16 protein-coding genes are annotated in these 16725 nt (G+C 74.1%); 6 read left to right on the top strand and 10 right to left on the bottom strand.

What is annotated here, in order from left to right; translation table 11 throughout:
- Window positions 1–31: 31 nt before the first annotated feature.
- Genes OSR43_RS16545 through OSR43_RS16560 form a run of 4 tightly spaced genes read right to left on the bottom strand, consistent with a single transcriptional unit; the run spans window position 32 to window position 6004 of the window.
- Window positions 32–1675, bottom strand: a complete 1644-nt coding sequence (locus OSR43_RS16545; RefSeq protein ID WP_302267794.1) for a methyl-accepting chemotaxis protein — start codon at window positions 1673–1675, stop codon at window positions 32–34.
- Window positions 1676–1720: 45 nt separating this feature from the next.
- The gene (locus tag OSR43_RS16550; RefSeq protein WP_302267795.1) at window positions 1721–3289 is read right to left on the bottom strand and encodes a methyl-accepting chemotaxis protein; all 1569 of its coding nucleotides are present in this window, start codon (window positions 3287–3289) and stop codon (window positions 1721–1723) included.
- A gap of 19 nt (window positions 3290–3308) precedes the next feature.
- The gene (locus tag OSR43_RS16555; RefSeq protein ID WP_302267796.1) at window positions 3309–3728 is read right to left on the bottom strand and encodes a chemotaxis protein CheW; all 420 of its coding nucleotides are present in this window, start codon (window positions 3726–3728) and stop codon (window positions 3309–3311) included.
- Complete coding sequence (locus OSR43_RS16560) at window positions 3725–6004, bottom strand: chemotaxis protein CheA (protein ID WP_302267797.1); 2280 nt, start codon at window positions 6002–6004, stop codon at window positions 3725–3727. The genes OSR43_RS16555 and OSR43_RS16560 overlap by 4 nt, the downstream gene beginning before the upstream one ends.
- A 163-nt stretch (window positions 6005–6167) precedes the next feature.
- Here OSR43_RS16560 and OSR43_RS16565 point away from each other — a divergent pair, with 163 nt between their 5' ends.
- From OSR43_RS16565 to OSR43_RS16590, 6 genes are read left to right on the top strand one after another with little or no spacing between them, the layout of a single operon-like run.
- Window positions 6168–6809 carry a M15 family metallopeptidase gene (locus OSR43_RS16565; RefSeq protein ID WP_302267798.1) on the top strand — a complete coding sequence of 214 codons (642 nt, stop codon included), beginning with the start codon at window positions 6168–6170 and terminating at the stop codon, window positions 6807–6809.
- Window positions 6806–7969, top strand: coding sequence for an alanine racemase (alr, locus tag OSR43_RS16570; RefSeq protein WP_302267799.1), 1164 nt, complete (start codon window positions 6806–6808; stop codon window positions 7967–7969). Before OSR43_RS16565 ends, alr begins: the two co-directional genes overlap by 4 nt.
- Window positions 7966–8949: a D-alanine--D-alanine ligase gene (locus OSR43_RS16575; RefSeq protein ID WP_302267800.1), complete on the top strand. Its 984-nt coding sequence runs from the start codon at window positions 7966–7968 to the stop codon at window positions 8947–8949. Before alr ends, OSR43_RS16575 begins: the two co-directional genes overlap by 4 nt.
- A complete protein-coding gene (locus tag OSR43_RS16580; protein ID WP_302267801.1) occupies window positions 8946–9950 on the top strand; it encodes an acyltransferase in 1005 nt (334 codons plus the stop codon). Before OSR43_RS16575 ends, OSR43_RS16580 begins: the two co-directional genes overlap by 4 nt.
- Window positions 9947–11227: a sensor histidine kinase gene (locus tag OSR43_RS16585; RefSeq protein ID WP_302267802.1), complete on the top strand. Its 1281-nt coding sequence runs from the start codon at window positions 9947–9949 to the stop codon at window positions 11225–11227. Before OSR43_RS16580 ends, OSR43_RS16585 begins: the two co-directional genes overlap by 4 nt.
- A complete protein-coding gene (locus OSR43_RS16590; RefSeq protein ID WP_302267803.1) occupies window positions 11224–11904 on the top strand; it encodes a response regulator transcription factor in 681 nt (226 codons plus the stop codon). The genes OSR43_RS16585 and OSR43_RS16590 overlap by 4 nt, the downstream gene beginning before the upstream one ends.
- Window positions 11905–12049: 145 nt before the next feature.
- Here the strand turns inward: OSR43_RS16590 and purE are convergent, their stop codons facing one another.
- The 6 genes from purE to OSR43_RS16620 all read right to left on the bottom strand — a co-directional run bounded on the left by purE (window position 12050) and on the right by OSR43_RS16620 (window position 16626).
- Window positions 12050–12568, bottom strand: a complete 519-nt coding sequence (gene purE / locus OSR43_RS16595) for a 5-(carboxyamino)imidazole ribonucleotide mutase (RefSeq protein WP_302267805.1) — start codon at window positions 12566–12568, stop codon at window positions 12050–12052.
- A 1-nt stretch (window position 12569) separates the two neighbouring features.
- On the bottom strand, window positions 12570–13730 hold the full coding sequence (locus OSR43_RS16600) for a 5-(carboxyamino)imidazole ribonucleotide synthase (protein WP_302267806.1): 1161 nt from the start codon (window positions 13728–13730) through the stop codon (window positions 12570–12572).
- A 71-nt stretch (window positions 13731–13801) separates the two neighbouring features.
- The gene (locus tag OSR43_RS16605; RefSeq protein ID WP_302267807.1) at window positions 13802–14041 is read right to left on the bottom strand and encodes a helix-turn-helix domain-containing protein; all 240 of its coding nucleotides are present in this window, start codon (window positions 14039–14041) and stop codon (window positions 13802–13804) included.
- Window positions 14042–14212: 171 nt separating this feature from the next.
- The gene (locus OSR43_RS16610) at window positions 14213–15244 is read right to left on the bottom strand and encodes an adenylate/guanylate cyclase domain-containing protein (RefSeq protein WP_302267809.1); all 1032 of its coding nucleotides are present in this window, start codon (window positions 15242–15244) and stop codon (window positions 14213–14215) included.
- Window positions 15237–15746, bottom strand: coding sequence for a PH domain-containing protein (locus OSR43_RS16615; RefSeq protein WP_302267810.1), 510 nt, complete (start codon window positions 15744–15746; stop codon window positions 15237–15239). The genes OSR43_RS16610 and OSR43_RS16615 overlap by 8 nt, the downstream gene beginning before the upstream one ends.
- Window positions 15747–15792: 46 nt before the next feature.
- Window positions 15793–16626 carry a biotin--[acetyl-CoA-carboxylase] ligase gene (locus OSR43_RS16620; RefSeq protein ID WP_302267811.1) on the bottom strand — a complete coding sequence of 278 codons (834 nt, stop codon included), beginning with the start codon at window positions 16624–16626 and terminating at the stop codon, window positions 15793–15795.
- Window positions 16627–16725 lie beyond the last annotated feature (99 nt).

Raw genomic sequence — 16725 nt, forward strand, 5'->3', positions numbered from 1 at the left:
TCAGGCCGGCCCGGGGCGGCCGGGGCGCGCGTCAGCGGACGGTGAAGCGTCCGACCTCGGTGCGGAGGGTGCCGGCGAGCTGGGCGATCTCGCTCACCGCGGCATGGGCCTGCGTGACCGCCTGCGTCGTCGTCTCCGCACCAGCCGCCACACCCGCGATGTTCGAGGCGATCTCGTTGCCACCCGTCGCAGCCTCAGCCACGTTGCGCGACATCTCGTTCGTCGTCGCCGTCTGCTCCTCCACCGCCGAGGCGATCGTCAGCTGGTAGTCATTGATCGAGGTGATGATCGAAGCGATCTCACCGATCGCCTCCACCGCACCACCGGTATCACCCTGGATCGCCTCCACCCGACGAGCGATGTCCTCGGTCGCCCGCGCCGTCTCCTGCGCCAGCTCCTTCACCTCGTTGGCCACCACCGCGAAACCCTTGCCCGCCTCACCAGCACGAGCCGCCTCGATCGTCGCGTTCAACGCCAACAAGTTCGTCTGCTCCGCGATCGAGGTGATCACCTTCACCACGTTCCCGATCTCCTGGCTCGACGTCCCCAGCTTCGCCACCGTCTCGTTCGTCAGCTCCACCGACGCCACCGCCTGCGAAGCCACCCGAGCCGCCTCGTTCGCCGACTGCGCGATCTCCCGGATCGAAGCACCCATCTGCTCAGCACCAGCCGCCACCGTCGACACGTTCCGCGACACCTCCTCCGCAGCACCCGAGACCACACCCGCCTGCACCGACGTCTCCTCCGCACCCGCAGCGATCTGCTGCGAACCCGCCGACAGCTCCTCGGAGGCGGCCGCGACCGCGTCGGCGGACTCGCCGACCGAGGCCATCAGCGTGCGCAGGTTGTCCATGCCGACGTCGAGGCTCTGGCCCATCCGGCCGACCTCGTCGCGGGACTCGACCCCGCTCGAGACGGTGAGGTCACCCGCGGCGAGGGCGTCGGAGACCCGGCGGACGCGTGCGACGTTCGTGCTGATCCCCCGGGCGACCGCCAGGCCGACGACCAGGACCACGACGACGGCGAGGCCGAGGAGGACCAGAGCGAGGGTGCGCGCGCTCTCGTAGGCCGCCTGCGCGTCCTGGGCGCTCCGGGCCGCCGCGGCGTCCTCGGACTCGATGATCGCCCCGAGCGCGGAGCTGACGCCCTCCGCCACCGGCGCCGCGTCGCTGTTGTTGACGCGCAGCCAGCGGGTCAGGTCCTGCGCCGCCGCGATCGGGCCGAGCTTCTCGTCGACGACGGTGAGGTACTCCGCCAGGCCCGAGCGGATCTGCTCGACCCGCTCGCGGTCGGCGCTGCTGACCCCGGTGGCGAGGTACTCGTCCAGCTGCGCGTCGAAGGTGCCCTGCAGCTCGGCGTACTCGTCGAGCGTCGCCTGGCGCTCGCGGCCCTGGCCGACGAGGAGGATGTCGCGGACGCTGAGCGAGATGCTCTTGCGGGTCACGCTGATCTCGCCGAGGACCTTCACCGCGGCGAGGTTGTCCTGGTAGATGCGCTGGCTGGTGGCCGCGCTCCCGGAGAGGGCGTTGAGCCCGAAGAGGCCGACGACGAGCGCGGCGGCGACGCCCACGAGGGCGGGGGTGAGGACCTTCGTCCGGATCGAGAGGTCGGCGAACCGCTGTGCCGGCGAGCGGCGGGCGGCGGGTGCGGGCGTGCTGGAGGGCGTGCTGGTCATGGGGGTGCTCCTGGGGAGTCGGTCGGGTTCGGGGGGAGGGAGAGGTCAGGAGACGCGGAAGCGCGAGACCTCGTGGTGGAGCGCGCCGGCGAGCTGGGCGATCTCGCTCACCGCGGCATGGGCCTGCGTGACCGCCTGCGTCGTCGTCTCCGCACCAGCCGCCACACCCGCGATGTTCGAGGCGATCTCGTTGCCACCCGTCGCAGCCTCAGCCACGTTGCGCGACATCTCGTTCGTCGTCGCCGTCTGCTCCTCCACCGCCGAGGCGATCGTCAGCTGGTAGTCATTGATCGAGGTGATGATCGAAGCGATCTCACCGATCGCCTCCACCGCACCACCGGTATCACCCTGGATCGCCTCCACCCGACGAGCGATGTCCTCGGTCGCCCGCGCCGTCTCCTGCGCCAGCTCCTTCACCTCGTTGGCCACCACCGCGAAACCCTTGCCCGCCTCACCAGCACGAGCCGCCTCGATCGTCGCGTTCAACGCCAACAAGTTCGTCTGCTCCGCGATCGAGGTGATCACCTTCACCACGTTCCCGATCTCCTGGCTCGACGTCCCCAGCTTCGCCACCGTCTCGTTCGTCAGCTCCACCGACGCCACCGCCTGCGAAGCCACCCGAGCCGCCTCGTTCGCCGACTGCGCGATCTCCCGGATCGAAGCACCCATCTGCTCAGCACCAGCCGCCACCGTCGACACGTTCCGCGACACCTCCTCCGCAGCACCCGAGACCACACCCGCCTGCACCGACGTCTCCTCCGCACCCGCAGCGATCTGCTGCGAACCCGCCGACAGCTCCTCTGCCGCACCGGCGACGGCCTCGGCCGACTCCGACACCGACGTCACGATCTGGGCGACCGATCCGACCGAGGCGTTGAGCGCACGCTCGAGGTCGCCGAGCTCGGCGGTCGAGGTCTCCTCGACCCGCCGGGTCAGGTCGCCCCCGGCGAGGGCCTGGAGCACGTCGATCCCGCGGCGCAGCGGCCGGGTGATCGAGCGGGCGATGACGAGCGCCAGCCCAGCGAGGGCGAGCATGCCGAGCACCGCGACGACGAGGATGTTGCGCATCATGTCGCTGCGCGCGCCGTCGACCTCGTCGGTCTTGGCCTCCGCCGAGCCGGTGAGGTCCTCGACCGCCCCGCCGACGATGTCGTCGACCTTGTCGTTGGCCTCCTGGATCTCCCCGACCCGAGCCTGCATCGCGCGCTGGTCCTTCACCGCACCCGCCACGAAGGCGGCGATGTCGCGGCCGTAGCCGTCGAGCGCCGCACCGAAGGCGGCCACCTCGTCCGGGCTGACCTCGATGTTGTCCGACGGCAGGGACGCCACCAGCTCCTCCATCGTGGCCACGTCCTCCTCGACGTCGGTCACGACGGTGCGGGGGTCCTCGGCGGTGAGCGACTTCAGCGCGTCGTACTTCAGCTCGCTGGAGCGCGTGTCGATCGCGTGCATGCCCGAGCGGGTGTCCTCCAGCGCGGCCAGCTCCTGGCTGAGCCGGTCGACCTGCTGCAGGCCGTGGACCGCCACGCCGGTGATGACGACGGAGGTGGTGACGCCGATGCCGGCGATCGCGGCGAGGCGCCGCCCCACCGACCAGGTGATGAGGGTCTTCATGATGGCTCCGGGGTCCGGGTCAGGCCGCGACGGCGCGGTCGACGTCGAGGGCGAGCAGCAGCTGGTCCTCGAGCTTGTAGGCGCCGAGGATGAGGTCGCGGGCCACGCCCGCGAGGGTGTCCGGCGGCGGCTCGAACTGGTCGGCCTCCACGTCGACGACCGAGCCGATGCTGTCGACCAGCAGGGCCACGGGCTCGCCGGAGACCCGGATGACGACGAGCATCGGCTCCTGGTCGCTGGAGTACGCCGCCAGGCCGAGCTGCTCGCGCAGGTCGACCGCCGAGAGCACCTGGCCGCGCAGGTTGATCAGCCCGGCCACGCTGGTCGGTGCCAGCGGGATCCGCGTCCGCGGCTGCCCGCGCAGCACTTCCTGCACGGCGTCCACGTCGACGCCGTACACGCGGTCGTCGAGGGTGAAGGTCACCAGTCGGGTGCTCACAGCGCCTCCGCGAGCTCGGGCGCCGCCTCGAGGGGCGCGTGGTCGTAGAAGCCGGGGTCGGCGGCGAGGATCGCGGCGCGCACGTCGAGCAGCTCCACGATCCGGTCGCGCACCAGGGCCGACCCGAGGAGGCCGTGGTCGTCGATGTCGCTGCGGACCTGGGCGTCCTCGTCGACGATGTCGATGATCTCCTCCACGACGATCGCCACGCTGCGCTCGCCGGCGGAGTACACGACGACCGTCAGCTCGTCGTTCTCCTGGCCCCCGAAGGCCCCGAGGTGCCGGTCGAGCCGGAGCAGCGGGAGGATCGCGCCGCGGTACTGCACGACCTCGCGGCTGCCCACCTGCTCCACCGTGGAGGCCGGGATGCTCTCGAGCCGGGTCACCGAGGAGAGCGGGATCGCGACCCGGCGCTCGCCCCCGATGCCCACGACGAGCATCCGGAGGTGGTCGCTCGCGGCGACGGCCTCGACGGCCGTGGCCTGCCCGGTCGCGCGCTCCAGCGCCTCGGCGGACAGCACCCGCCGGGCCAGCGCCTGCACGTCGAGGATGAGCGCGACGCGGCCGTCGCCGAGGATCGTGGCGCCGGAGTACGTCCCGAGCTCCTTGATCCGCGAGGTGAGCGGCTTGACGACGATCTCCTCGGTGCTGAGCACCCGGTCGATGACCAGGCCGAACCGCTTGCCCTCGGCCTGCAGGACCGCGATCAGCACGTGGCCGTCGGAGCGGTCGGACTCGACACCGAGCACGTCGGCGAGCCGCACGAGCGGCAGCAGCGCGCCCCGCAGGCGGTAGACGCTGGCGCCGTTGACGTCCTCGACCTCGCTGGCGGCCCGGTCCGCGTCGAGCGCGACCAGCTCCAGCAGGCTGACCTGCGGGATGGCGTACCGGTCGCCGGCGCACTCGACGGTGAGGGCGGGGACGATCGCGAGGGTCAGCGGGATGCGGAGCCGGCAGGTGGTGCCGCGGCCGAGCGCGGACTCCACCTCGATGGTGCCGCCCATGGCCTCGATGTTGGTCTTCACCACGTCCATGCCGACGCCGCGGCCGGAGACGTTGGTGACCGCCGCGGCGGTCGAGAAGCCCGGCGTGAAGATCAGCTGCAGCACGTCGGCGTGGGTCATCGCCTCGAGCTGCGCGGGTGTGCGCAGGCCCCGCTCGACGGCCTTGGCCGACACCCGGGCCGGGTCGATGCCGGCACCGTCGTCGCACACCTCGACGACGACCTGGCCGCCCTCGTGGTAGGCCCGCAGGGTCAGCACGCCCTGCGCCGGCTTGCCCGCGGCGAGGCGGTCGGCGGCGCTCTCGAGGCCGTGGTCGACGGCGTTGCGGACCAGGTGGGTCAGCGGGTCCTTGACCGACTCCAGCAGCGACCGGTCCAGCTCGGTCTCGCGACCCTCCATGACCAGCTCGACGGACTTGTCGAGCGCGGAGCCCAGGTCGCGGACGACGCGGGGCAGCTTCGACCACAGGTGGTCGATCGGCTGCATGCGCGTCTTCATCACGCCCTCCTGCAGCTCGCTGGCGATCAGGTTCAGCCGCTGCGCGGCACCGGCCAGCTCCTGGTCGGCGCTCTGGGCGCCCGCCTGCCGCACGATCTGGTTCCGGGTCAGCACCAGCTCCCCGACGAGCCGCATGAGCGTGTCGAGGAGGTCGACGTCGACGCGGATCGAGGCGTCCGCCACGTTCCGGCGCGCCGGCTCGGCAGCCGTCGCGTCGGCGGTGTCCTCGGCCGCCTGCCGGACGACCGGCAGCGGCTCGGGGGCCGGCTCGGGCTCGCGGGCCGGCTCGGGCTCGGGCCCGGTCTGCGGCTCGGCGAGGAGCTCGGCCACGAGCGGCTCCAGCTCGAGCACGGGGGCCGGCTCGGCGACCGCGTCCATGGGAGCCTGGCCGCCGTCGAGCACCGCGGAGATCCGCGCGACGACCGGCTCGACGTCGACCTCGCCCTCGCCGCCGGTGGCCTCGATGGAGGTCAGCAGCTCGCGGACGACGTCGACCATCGCCAGCAGCGTGTCGGTCGTCGTGGGCGTCATCGACATCTTGCCGTCGCGCAGCCTCGCGAGCAGGTTCTCCCCGACGTGGGTGACCGCCTCGAGCCGCCCGAACGCCAGGAACCCGCTGGTCCCCTTGATCGTGTGGATCGTGCGGAAGATGCTCGCCAAGAGGTCCCGGGAGCCGGGCTCCCGCTCGAGGGCGACCAGGTCGCGGTCCAGCTGGTCCAGGTTCTCGTGGCTCTCCACGAGGAACTCCTGGACGATCTCGTCCATCTCGTCCATGTGTGTCCTGCTGCCTTCCATCCATGTTCGGCAGCCCCCTCATCGGTCGGCACGGCGCCGACCTGAGCCGATCCGCCGGTGGGAGGGGATCTCGTCCTCGAGGACAGCGGTCCGGCACCTGAGGCGGACGCGCCACGGCGGCGGCCGCGGCAGCGTGGGGACCATGACGATCCTCCTGTCGGACCCGCGGGTCCGAGCCGTGCCGGTGGTCGAGTCCGGTGAGCCCCTGGTCCGCCTCGGCGCGGACCTCTCCCCCGTCGGCGCGCGGGTCCGCCGCGGCCTCGCGGAGCGGCTCGTGCGCGCCGACGCGGCACTGCCCGACGGCCTCCGGCTGCGGGTGCTCGAGGGGCACCGCAGCGCGGTCGACCAGCAGGCGATCATCACGGCGTACGCCGCGCAGCTGCGGGTCCTGCACCCGGAGGCGGCGGACGACCCGGCCGCGCTGGAGCGCCTCACCAGCCGGTTCGTCTCGCCCCTCGACGTGGCGCCGCACGTGGCCGGCGCCGCCGTCGACCTGACCCTCGTCGACGTCCGCACCGACCCCGCCGGCGTGGAGCTCGACCTCGGCACGCCGGTCGACGCGACCCCCGAGCAGAGCGGCGGCCGCTGCTTCACCGCCGCCACCGACATCCCGGCGGCCGCCCGCGGCCGCAGGCGCCTGCTCGCCGAGGTGCTCGGGGCCGAGGGCCTGGTCAACTACCCCACCGAGTGGTGGCACTGGAGCCACGGCGACCGGTACTGGGCGCTGGTGACCGGGGCCGCCCACGCGCTGCACGGCCCGGTCACCGAGGCGGTGGCGGCGTGAGCACGGCGTGCTCCCCCGCGCCGACGGCAGTGCCCGGGCCGGCACAGGTGCCCGTGCTCCAGGTCGACCTGGCGGCCGTCGCGGCCAACACCCGGCTGCTGGCCGACCGCGCGCAGGGCGGGCTGATGGCGGTCGTCAAGGCCGACGGCTTCGGCCACGGTGCGGTCGACGTCGCCCGCACCGCCCTGGCGCACGGCGCGACCTGGCTCGGCACCACCGGGCTCGGCGAGGCGTGGCCGCTGCGGGCGGCCGGGCTGCGCGCGCCCCTGCTGAGCTGGCTCAACCCCGTGGACGCCGACTGGGCCGCCGCGGCCGCCCACGACGTCGACGTGGCCGTCCCCGGCGCCGAGCACCTCGCCGCGGTCGCCGCCGCACCGGGCCGGTCGCGGGTCCACCTGCACGTCGACACCGGCATGGCCCGCGACGGTGCGGCGCCCGCCTCCTGGTCGGCGCTGTGCGCCGCGGCGCGCCGTGCCGAGCGGCGCGGCCAGGTCGAGGTCGTGGGGGTGATGGGCCACCTCGGCTGCGCCGAGGACCCCACCGACCCGTGCAACGGGCTCGCCCGGACCCGGTTCGCCTGGGCGCTGGAGACCGCCCGTGCCGCGGGGCTGCGGCCGGTCCACCGCCACCTCGCCGCCACCGCCGCGACCCTCACCGACCCCCGGACCCACCACACGATGAGCCGGGTCGGTGCCGGGCTCGTGGGCATCGACCCCTCGGGCACGACGCCGCTGCGCGGGGCCCTCACGCTGACGGCCCCCGTCGTCTCCGTGCGTCGGGTGCCGGCCGGGACGCCGGTCGGGTACGGCCACGCGCACCGCACCCAGCGCGCCACCCACCTCGGCCTGCTCGCGGTCGGGTACGCCGACCGGCTTCCCCGCGCCGCCTCGGGCCGCGCCGAGGCGCTCGTCGCCGGCCGCCGGCGCCCGCTGGTCGGCCGCGTCTCCATGGACCAGGTCGTCGTCGACCTAGGCGACCGCCCGGTCGACCTCGGCGAGCCGGTCACCCTGCTCGGTCCCGGCGACGCGGGCGAGCCGACCGCCCAGGAGTGGGCCGCCTGGGCCGGGACCATCCCGCACGAGGTCGTCACCGGCCTCGGCGCCGCCGCCCGTCTCCAGCGCCGCACCGCCGGCGCCACCCACCTCAGGAGCCTCCCGTGACCACCCTCACCAGCCCCCGGTCCACCCACGTCCCGACCCGCGTCCCGACCCGCGTGGCGGTCATCGGCGGCGGCCGCAGCTGCGAGCACGACGTGTCGCTGGCCTCGGCCGCGTCCGTCGCCGACGCGCTCGACCCGGCGGCGTACGACGTCGTGCGGCTCACCATCGCCCGGGACGGGTCCTGGCTCGACGAGCACGGCACCCCGCTCGACCTGGCCGGCGCCGTCGGGGTGCTGGCCGGCTGCGACGTGGTCTTCCCCGTCGTCCACGGCCCGCACGGCGAGGACGGCGAGCTCGCGGCGCTGTGCGAGCTCGCCGGCAGGCCCTACGTCGGCTCCGGCGTGGGCGCCGGCGCCGTCGCCATGGACAAGTGGGTGACCAAGCTGGTCGCGGGCGCGGTGGGCATCGCCACCGCCGCCGGACGGCTGGTCACCGCCGACACCGCCGCGACGCTCGCGTGGACCGGGCCGGTCGTGGTCAAGCCGGTGGCCGCCGGCTCCAGCCACGGCGTGACCCTGGTCCGGACGCCCGACCGGCTCGCGCCCGCGCTCGACGCGGCGCTGGCCCTCGACGGACGCGTGCTCGTCGAGGAGGTCGTCGACGGCCGCGAGGTCGACGTCGCGGTGCTGCGGCGGCCGGACGGGTCGCTGCTCGCCTCGCCCGCCCTGGAGATCGTGGTCGACGGGCTCTTCGACCACGACGCGAAGTACGGCGGCCACGCGGACCTCCTCGTGCCGGCGGACCTCGACGAGGTCGACGCCAAGGCGCTCGAGCAGGCCGCGGTGGCGACGTACGACGCGCTGGGCTGCGACGGCGTCGCCCGGGTCGACTTCTTCCTCACCGCCGACGGGCTGGTGCTCAACGAGGTCAACACCGTCCCGGGGATGACCGAGCACTCCCAGGTGCCGCGGATGTTCGCCGCCGCCGGCCTGCCGTACGCCGCCCTGCTCGACGAGCTCGTCCGCGGCGCGCTGGCGTGAGGGGGCGGGTCGACGGCATCGACCTGCTGCGCGGGGTGGCCGTCGGCCTCGTGCTGCTGCGGCACGCGGCCCCGGACCCCTTCCCGGGCGCGGGCGTGGTCGGCGTCGTGGTGTTCTTCGCCCTCTCGGGCCACCTGATCACCGGCCTGCTGGTCGACGAGGTGGCCCGCACGGGGCGGATCGACCTGCTCCGCTTCTACCGTCGTCGCGCGCGCCGGCTCGTCCCGCCGCTGCTGGTGCTGGTCGCCGGCGTCGTCGTGGTGACGCTCGCGCTGGACCCGATCGGCGACCGCGACCGGCTGGGCGACACCGTCCTGGTCGCGCTGACCTGGACCGCCGACCTCCCGCTGGGCGACCCGAGCGACGCGACGTTCCACCTGTGGACGCTGGCGCTGGAGGAGCAGTTCTACCTCGTGTGGCCGGCGCTCCTCCTGCTCGCCGTGCCCCGCGGCCGCACCCGCACGCTGCTGGTCGTCGCGACCGTCGGCTGCCTGCTCGCCTGCGCGGCGACCGTGGTGTGGCTGCGCAGCGACCCCGACCTCGCCTACGCGCTGCCGACCTCCTGGGCGGTGTGCTTCGTGGTGGGTGCGGCGTCCCGGATCGGTGCCGACCGGCTGCGGGTGCCGCGACCGGTCGTGCTGGCGGCCCTCGGCGCGCTGGCGGTCCTGGCCGTGGTTCCATTGCGCGGTCACGCGCTCACCTACCTGGCAGGAGGCCCGGCCATCGCGCTCCTCACGGCGGTCGTGCTGTCGTCCTGGCGCACCTGGACGACCGTGGGCTCCCCGCTCCTGCGTCCGCTGGTGTGGCTCGGGACGGTGTCGTACGCCGCGTACCTGTGGAACTACCCGCTGACGGTCTGGCTCCGCCCGCACACCGACCTCGCCGGCCCGCTGGCGGCCGTGCTGACCCTGGTGTGCGCCGCGCTGAGCTGGCGTTTCGTCGAGGCGCCCCTCCAGCGCCGCCGCGCGGCCGCGCCCGACCGGGCCCCGGTGGCCGCGTGAGCGAGGCGCCGACCTGGCAGCGGTGGGTGCCCGATGCCTCCGCCGGCGTCGCCACCCTTGCCCTGGGGATCATCGAGGTCCGGGGCAACCTCTTCCTCGACGACGGCGGCGCGGCGTACCTCATCGTGCTCGCCGTCGCCGTGGCGGTCGGGCTCTCGCGGGCGCTGCCGGCCGGGTCGCTCGCCGCGGCGTGGTTCGCCGGGGCCGTGCAGGTCACCAGCGGGACCGGCGCGATGCTCGTCGAGGTGCTGCTGGCGGTCGCCGCCTTCGGGTGCGCCCGCTGGGGCCGCCCGCTCACGGTGTGGCTCAGCGGCCTGTCGATGCCGCTCGGCGCGCTCATCGCGGTGCTCTGGCTCGACAGCGACCTCGTCTACCGCGCGCTGGACCTGGTCGGCGTCCGCCTGCTCGCCCAGACGGCGTACCGCGGCGGGGACTGGCGGGTCCCGGCCAGCCTGCTGATCCTGGCGCTGCTCGCCACCCCGTGGCTGGCCGGCCTCGCCCTGCGGTTCCTCGACCGGGCCCGCAGCTCCCGGGTCTCCCAGGTCGCCGCCGAGGCCGAGCGCGACCAGGCCGAGGAGATCGCGCGGCTGCGCGAGGGACAGGCGCAGCTCGCGCGCGACGTGCACGACGTGGTGGGGCACTCCCTCGCGGTGATCCTCGCCCAAGCCGAGTCGGCGCAGTACCTCCCCGACACGGACCCCGAGGCGCACGCCGAGGCGCTGCGCCGCACCATGGCCAACATCGCGACCTCGGCCCGCACGTCCCTCCAGGACGTCCGCCAGGTGCTCAGCGCCTCCGCCGGCACCGCTCCCGCGGCCGGCCAGCACGGCGACCTCGACGCCCTGGTCGAGGGCGTCCGGGCCAGCGGCCACGAGGTGGTCTCCTCCGAGGTCGGCACGCCGCGGCCGTTGCCGCCCGAGCTCGAGGTGGTGGCCTTCCGGGTGCTGCAGGAGATGCTCACCAACGCGATCCGCCACGGCCACCGGGGCGAGCCGGTCCTGGTCGAGCGCCACTGGGAGGGCGAGCTGCGGCTGGAGGTGCGCAACGTGGTCGGCGCCCCGCCCGCCGCCGACGAGACCCGCCCGCTCGCGGCCGTCGACCCCGCGGAGCTCGAGGCACAGGCGACGGCCGGCCACGGGCTGGAGGGCATGCGCCGCCGCCTCGAGGCGGTCGGCGGCCGGCTCGACGTGCGCCGCCGCGAGGAGCCGGGCGGCGCGACCTTCACCGCGACGGCCTGGGTCCCGCTGCGGTCCGTGCCCCGGGGAGCCGGCCGGTGAGCGGCTCGACCCCCGGCGAGATCGAGGTCCTCCTCGTCGACGACCAGGACCTCTTCCGCGAGGGCGTGCGGGTCATCGTCGACGCCCAGGACGGCATGCGGGTCGTCGGCGCCGCCGGGGACGGCCTCGAGGCGCTGCGCCTGGTCGACGAGCTCGAGCCCGACGTGGTGCTGATGGACATCCGGATGCCCGAGATGGACGGCGTCGAGGCGACCCGCCAGCTGTTCACCCCCGACCGCGCCGCTCGCCGCAGCAAGCCGCTGCGGGTGGTGGTGCTGACGACGTTCAACCTCGACGACCGGGCGGCGACGGCGATCCGGTACGGCGCGAGCGGGTTCCTGCTCAAGGACACCACCCCGCTGATGCTGCGCGACGCGATCCGCACCGTGCACGCCGGCAACGCCGTCCTCGCGCCCTCGGACCTCTCGACGCTGCTCGACGGTCAGTTCCGCGCCCGGGCGGCCGTGCCCGCGGCGTACGCCGGGCTGACCGAGAAGGAGCGCGAGGTCTTCGCCGCCGTCGCCCGCGGGCTGTCCAACACCGAGATCGCCGCGCGGATCTACGCCAGCGAGTCCACGGTCAAGACCCACGTCGGCGCGATCCTGCGCAAGCTGGCGCTGCGCGACCGGGTGCAGATCGTCGTCTTCGCCCACGAGCACGGGCTCGTCGGGGGCTGATCCCGGCCCTGCTGCGGTCCTCGACCACCCGAATCGCGCAATTGAACGATCGCGGTGGCCTGTTCAGCGGATCCCGGTCTTCTCGCCACCCGGATCGCGCAATTGAACGATCGCGGTGGCCCGACGCCAGGCGGCAGGGAGCCGCCTAGAAGCCGACGCGTCGCGGCGCCGACTCGCGGCGCACGACCTCGCCCTTGGCCTGGGCGGAGGCCTTGAGCTCGGCCTGGAAGTCGACCATCCGCTGCTGCAGCGCGGGGTCGGTGGCGGCGAGGATGCGGACGGCGAGCAGGCCGGCGTTGCGGGCCCCACCCACCGCGACCGTGGCGACCGGGACGCCGGCCGGCATCTGGACGATCGAGAGCAGCGAGTCCATGCCGTCGAGGTAGCGCAGCGGCACGGGGACGCCGATGACCGGCAGCGGGGTGACCGCGGCCAGCATGCCGGGCAGGTGCGCCGCTCCCCCGGCCCCGGCGATGATCACCGAGAGCCCGCGGCCAGCGGCCTCCTTGCCGTAGGCGAGCATCTCCTCGGGCATCCGGTGCGCGGAGACGACGTCGGCCTCGTGGGCGACACCGAACTCCTCCAGCGCCTCCGCCGCGGCCTGCATCGTCGGCCAGTCGGAGTCCGACCCCATGACGATCCCGACGCGCACCTGCTCAGCCATGTCACTCACTCTCGTTGCCGAGGTCGCCACGGAACCAGGCGGCGGCGTGCCGCGCCCGCTCCAGGCAGTCCTCGAGGTCGTCGCCGTAGGCGTTGACGTGGCCGACCTTGCGGCCCGGTCGCAGCTCCTTGCCGTACAGGTGGACCCGCAGGTGCGGGTCGCGCGCCATCGCGTGCGGGTAGCCGTCCCAGAGCCGCCCGACCTCGGGGTCGGGGCCGCCGAGGATGTTGACCATCACCGTCCACCGCGCGCGGGGGGCCGGCGAGCCCAGCGGCAGGTCCATCACGGCGCGGAGGTGGTTCTCGAACTGCGAGGTGACCGCGCCGTCCTGGGTCCAGTGGCCGGTGTTGTGCGGCCGCATCGCGAGCTCGTTGACGAGGACGCGCCCGTCGGTCGTCTCGAACAGCTCGACCGCGAGCACCCCGGTGACGCCGAGCTCGCCGGCGATCCGGAGCGCGACCTGCTGGGCGTGGGTCGCGAGGTCGGGGTCGAGGTCGGGCGCCGGGGCGACCACCTCGTGGCAGATGCCGTCGCGCTGGGTGCTCGCCACGACCGGGTACGCCGCCGCCTGGCCGCTCGGCGAGCGGACCACCAGCGCGGAGAGCTCGCGCCGGAAGTCGACCCGCTCCTCGGCCAGGATCCGCACCCCGGTGGCCCGGGCGGCGGCGAACGCCTCGGCGCAGTCCTCGGCGGAGCCGACGAACCACACTCCCTTGCCGTCGTACCCGCCGCGGGTGGTCTTCAGGACGCAGGGAAGCCCGAACGCCTCGACGTCGGCGACGTCGGCGACGATCGCGTTCCGCGGGCACTCCACCCCGAGCGCGGCGAGGCGCTCGCGCATCACGCCCTTGTCCTGGGCGTGCACCAGCGCGTCCGGGCCCGGGCGGACCGCGACGCCGTCGGCCTCGAGGGCGTGCAGGTGCTCGGTCGGCACGTGCTCGTGGTCGAAGGTCACCACGCGGCAGCCGGCTGTCACCGCCCGCAGCGTCGGGAGGTCGCGGTGGTCGCCGACCAGGTGGTCGGGGATGACCTGGGCGGCGGAGACGCCCTCGGCCTCGGCGAGCAGCCGCAGCGGCAGGCCGAGCGCGATCGCCGGCTGCGCCATCATCCGGGCGAGCTGGCCACCGCCGATGACGGCCAGCGTGGGAGCGAGCTCAGGCACGTCGGAACCCTAGAGCAGACGACCCCACCGTCCGGCGGCCGGTCAGCGCCACGCCCTCGGCAGGGGGCCGGTCAGGCGGGCGGCCGGGTCTCGAACCGGAGGCCCTTGCCGCGGATCGTGGTGATCAGGTGCGGGCGCCGGCTGTCGTCGCCGAGCTTGCGGCGGACCCAGCCGAGGTGCACGTCGATGGTCTTCGAGGAGGTCCAGAACGTCGTGTGCCACACGTCGCGCATGAGCTCGTCGCGGGTCACGATGTCCCCGGCCCGCGAGATCAGGGCCTGCACGAGGTCGAACTCCTTGCGGGAGAACACGACCTCTTCCTGGCCGCGCCACGCACGGCGGCTGTCTGGGTCGACTCGGACGTCCTGCACCTCGAACACACGACAACCGTAGGCAGCCAGTCCGTGAACCGGGTAAAAACGCCCCGTATTGACAGTGACAACTTCCTGCCAGGTTTCTCACCCAGAAAGGTGAGACCCGTCTTAATGTCTCCGGACGGCCAACGGCTCCACGATGCCGAAGCCGCGGACCGGTCGGGCGGGCAGCCGGCGGGTCTCGAACTGGTCCGCGGGCAGCAGCTCGGCGGTCGTGGCGTCGACGATCACGCGGTTGCGCCGGGCCACCGCGGTCAGCCGGGCCGCCATGTTCACCGGCGGCCCGAAGACGTCCCCCAGCCGCATGACCACCGAGCCGGTGGCGAGGCCCACCCGGACGTCGGGCATCCGCTGGTCGCGGCCGATGACGTTGATGATCCCCTCGGCGGTGTCGTAGGCCCGGACGGGGTCGTCGTTCACGAACAGCACGGAGTCGCCGATGCTCTTGATGACCCGGCCGCGCTGGATCGCCACCACGTCCGCGCACCGGGACTCGAAGAGCTCGACCAGGTCGCCGATGCGCTCCTCGCTCAGCTGGTTGGACAGCGCGGTGAACGACACGATGTCGGCGAAGCCCACCGACAGGGTCGTGGTGTGCAGGTCCTCCTCGTCGGCGCCGAGCGCCTCGATCCGCGCGACCGCCGCGGCCAGGTGCCGCCGCCAGGCGTAGATCAGCAGCTCCTCGAACGGCCCGCCGAAGTGGTCGAGGAAGCGCCGGGCCGACCCGCCGCGAGTGCCGGTCGCCTCGTCGCCGTGCTCGAGCTCGTCGATCCGGTTGACCATCGCGGCCACCTCCCAGTCGGCGAGGCGCGCCATGTTCTGGCCGACGGCCCGGGTGATGTTCACCGCGAGGTCGAAGTCGAAGAGGCCGGCGCGGACGCCGTCGACGAGGGTGGAGAGCGCCCGCAGGTCCGCCTGGTTGTACGCCGCCTCCTCGCCGTGCTCGGGGAAGCCGAGCGCCCGCCACAGCCGGCGGGTCTCCTCCAGGCTCACCCCCGCGCCCGCCGCGACGTCCTCGGCGCTCAGGTCGAGGGCCTCGCCGAGGATCGTGCGGTGCAGCTCCTCGGGAGCCTGGCCCTCCCCGGGCGGCTGGTCGGGCTGGTCGGGCTGGTCGGGGTTCTGGGAGGTCAGCTCAGGCACCTTCGTCGCGTCGGTCGGTCCGGGGGTCGTGCAGGCCGTGCAGCAGGTCGTTGAGCCGGCGCTGGACGTCCTCGACGTGCGGGATGTCCGGCAGCCGCACCTGGCCGTGCGTGCTCGCGTCGCTGATGACCAGCGTGCCGCAGCCGAGCATCCGGTCGGTCAGGTGCAGCTCGGTCGCCACGTCGCTGATCCGCGACAGCGGGATGTCGTGGCCGCGGCGGGTCAGGACTCCGGTCCGGGTCACGAGCCGGCGGTCGGTGAAGGTGTACGACGCGGTCGACCAGACGAGGAACGGCCACACGACGTACCGCAGCAGCACGACCGCGGCGACGGCCCAGACGAACCAGGTGACGTACCGGTTGTCGGCCAGCAACTGCACCGACACCGCAGCAGCGAGCACCACGACCAGCACCAGCAGCGGCGCCAGGAGTGCCTTGGCGTGCGTGCGGGTGCTCACGACGACGGTCTCCCCGTCGCTCAGGAGCTTCTGCGAGATGGCCACCCGCGGATCATGTCACCGATCACACCCGGGGCGGTGCGGGAAGCAGTCAGTCCGCGGGACGCACGTGCACGACGTCGCCGGCGCCGACCGCGACCGGGCCGTCGGGGCCGGCCACGACGAGGTGCCCCGAGGGGTCGATCGCGGTCGCCATCCCCGTCAGCACCGACCCGTCGGGCAGGTCGACCCGCACCTGCCGGCCGACCGTCACGCAGGCGTCGGCGTACGAATCGGCCAGCCGCATGCCGGCCAGGTCGCCACCGGCCTGCCACGCGTCGTACGACTCGCGCAGGCTGGCGAGCACGTCGACCAGCAGCCGGGTCCGGTCGGGCGCCGACCCGCCCGCCGAGCCGTGGGAGGCCTCGATGGCCAGCGAGGTCGCCGTCGGGACCGGCAGCTCCTCGGGGGCGAGGCCGACGTTGATGCCGATGCCGACGACGGCGCAGGGCCCGCCCTCGGTCTCGATCCGCTCGACCAGGATGCCGGCGACCTTGCGGTCGCCGATGAGCACGTCGTTGGGCCACTTGACCCCGGCTGCGAAGCCGTCGGCCTTGAGCGCCTTGTCCACGGCGTAGCCGGCGAGCAGCGGGAGCCACGGCCAGCTCCGGGTCGGCGCAGTCGGGCGCAGCAGGACCGAGAAGGTGAGCGCGGAGCGGGCCGGCGTCTCCCACGACCGGTCGAGCCGTCCCCGGCCGGCGGTCTGGTGCTCGGTGACGACGACCAGACCCTCCGGCGCACCCGCCCGGGCGCGCTCCGCGACCAGCGCGTTCGTCGACGGCGCCTGCGGCACCACCTCCACGAGGAGGCCCGGGACGAGGTCCGGACTGATGGCGGAGAGGACGGTCTCGTCAAGTGGTGGGCGCTCGGCCGACGTCGCGGTCACGGGCACTACATTGACCCACGGCCCAGCCACGGCGCCAACCAGACGCCAGCCAGACGCCAGCCAGACGCCAGCACCGACGCCAGCGAGGAGACCTCCGGA

The sequence above is a fragment of the Nocardioides sp. Arc9.136 genome, assembly GCF_030506255.1.
Taxonomy (GTDB): domain Bacteria; phylum Actinomycetota; class Actinomycetes; order Propionibacteriales; family Nocardioidaceae; genus Nocardioides.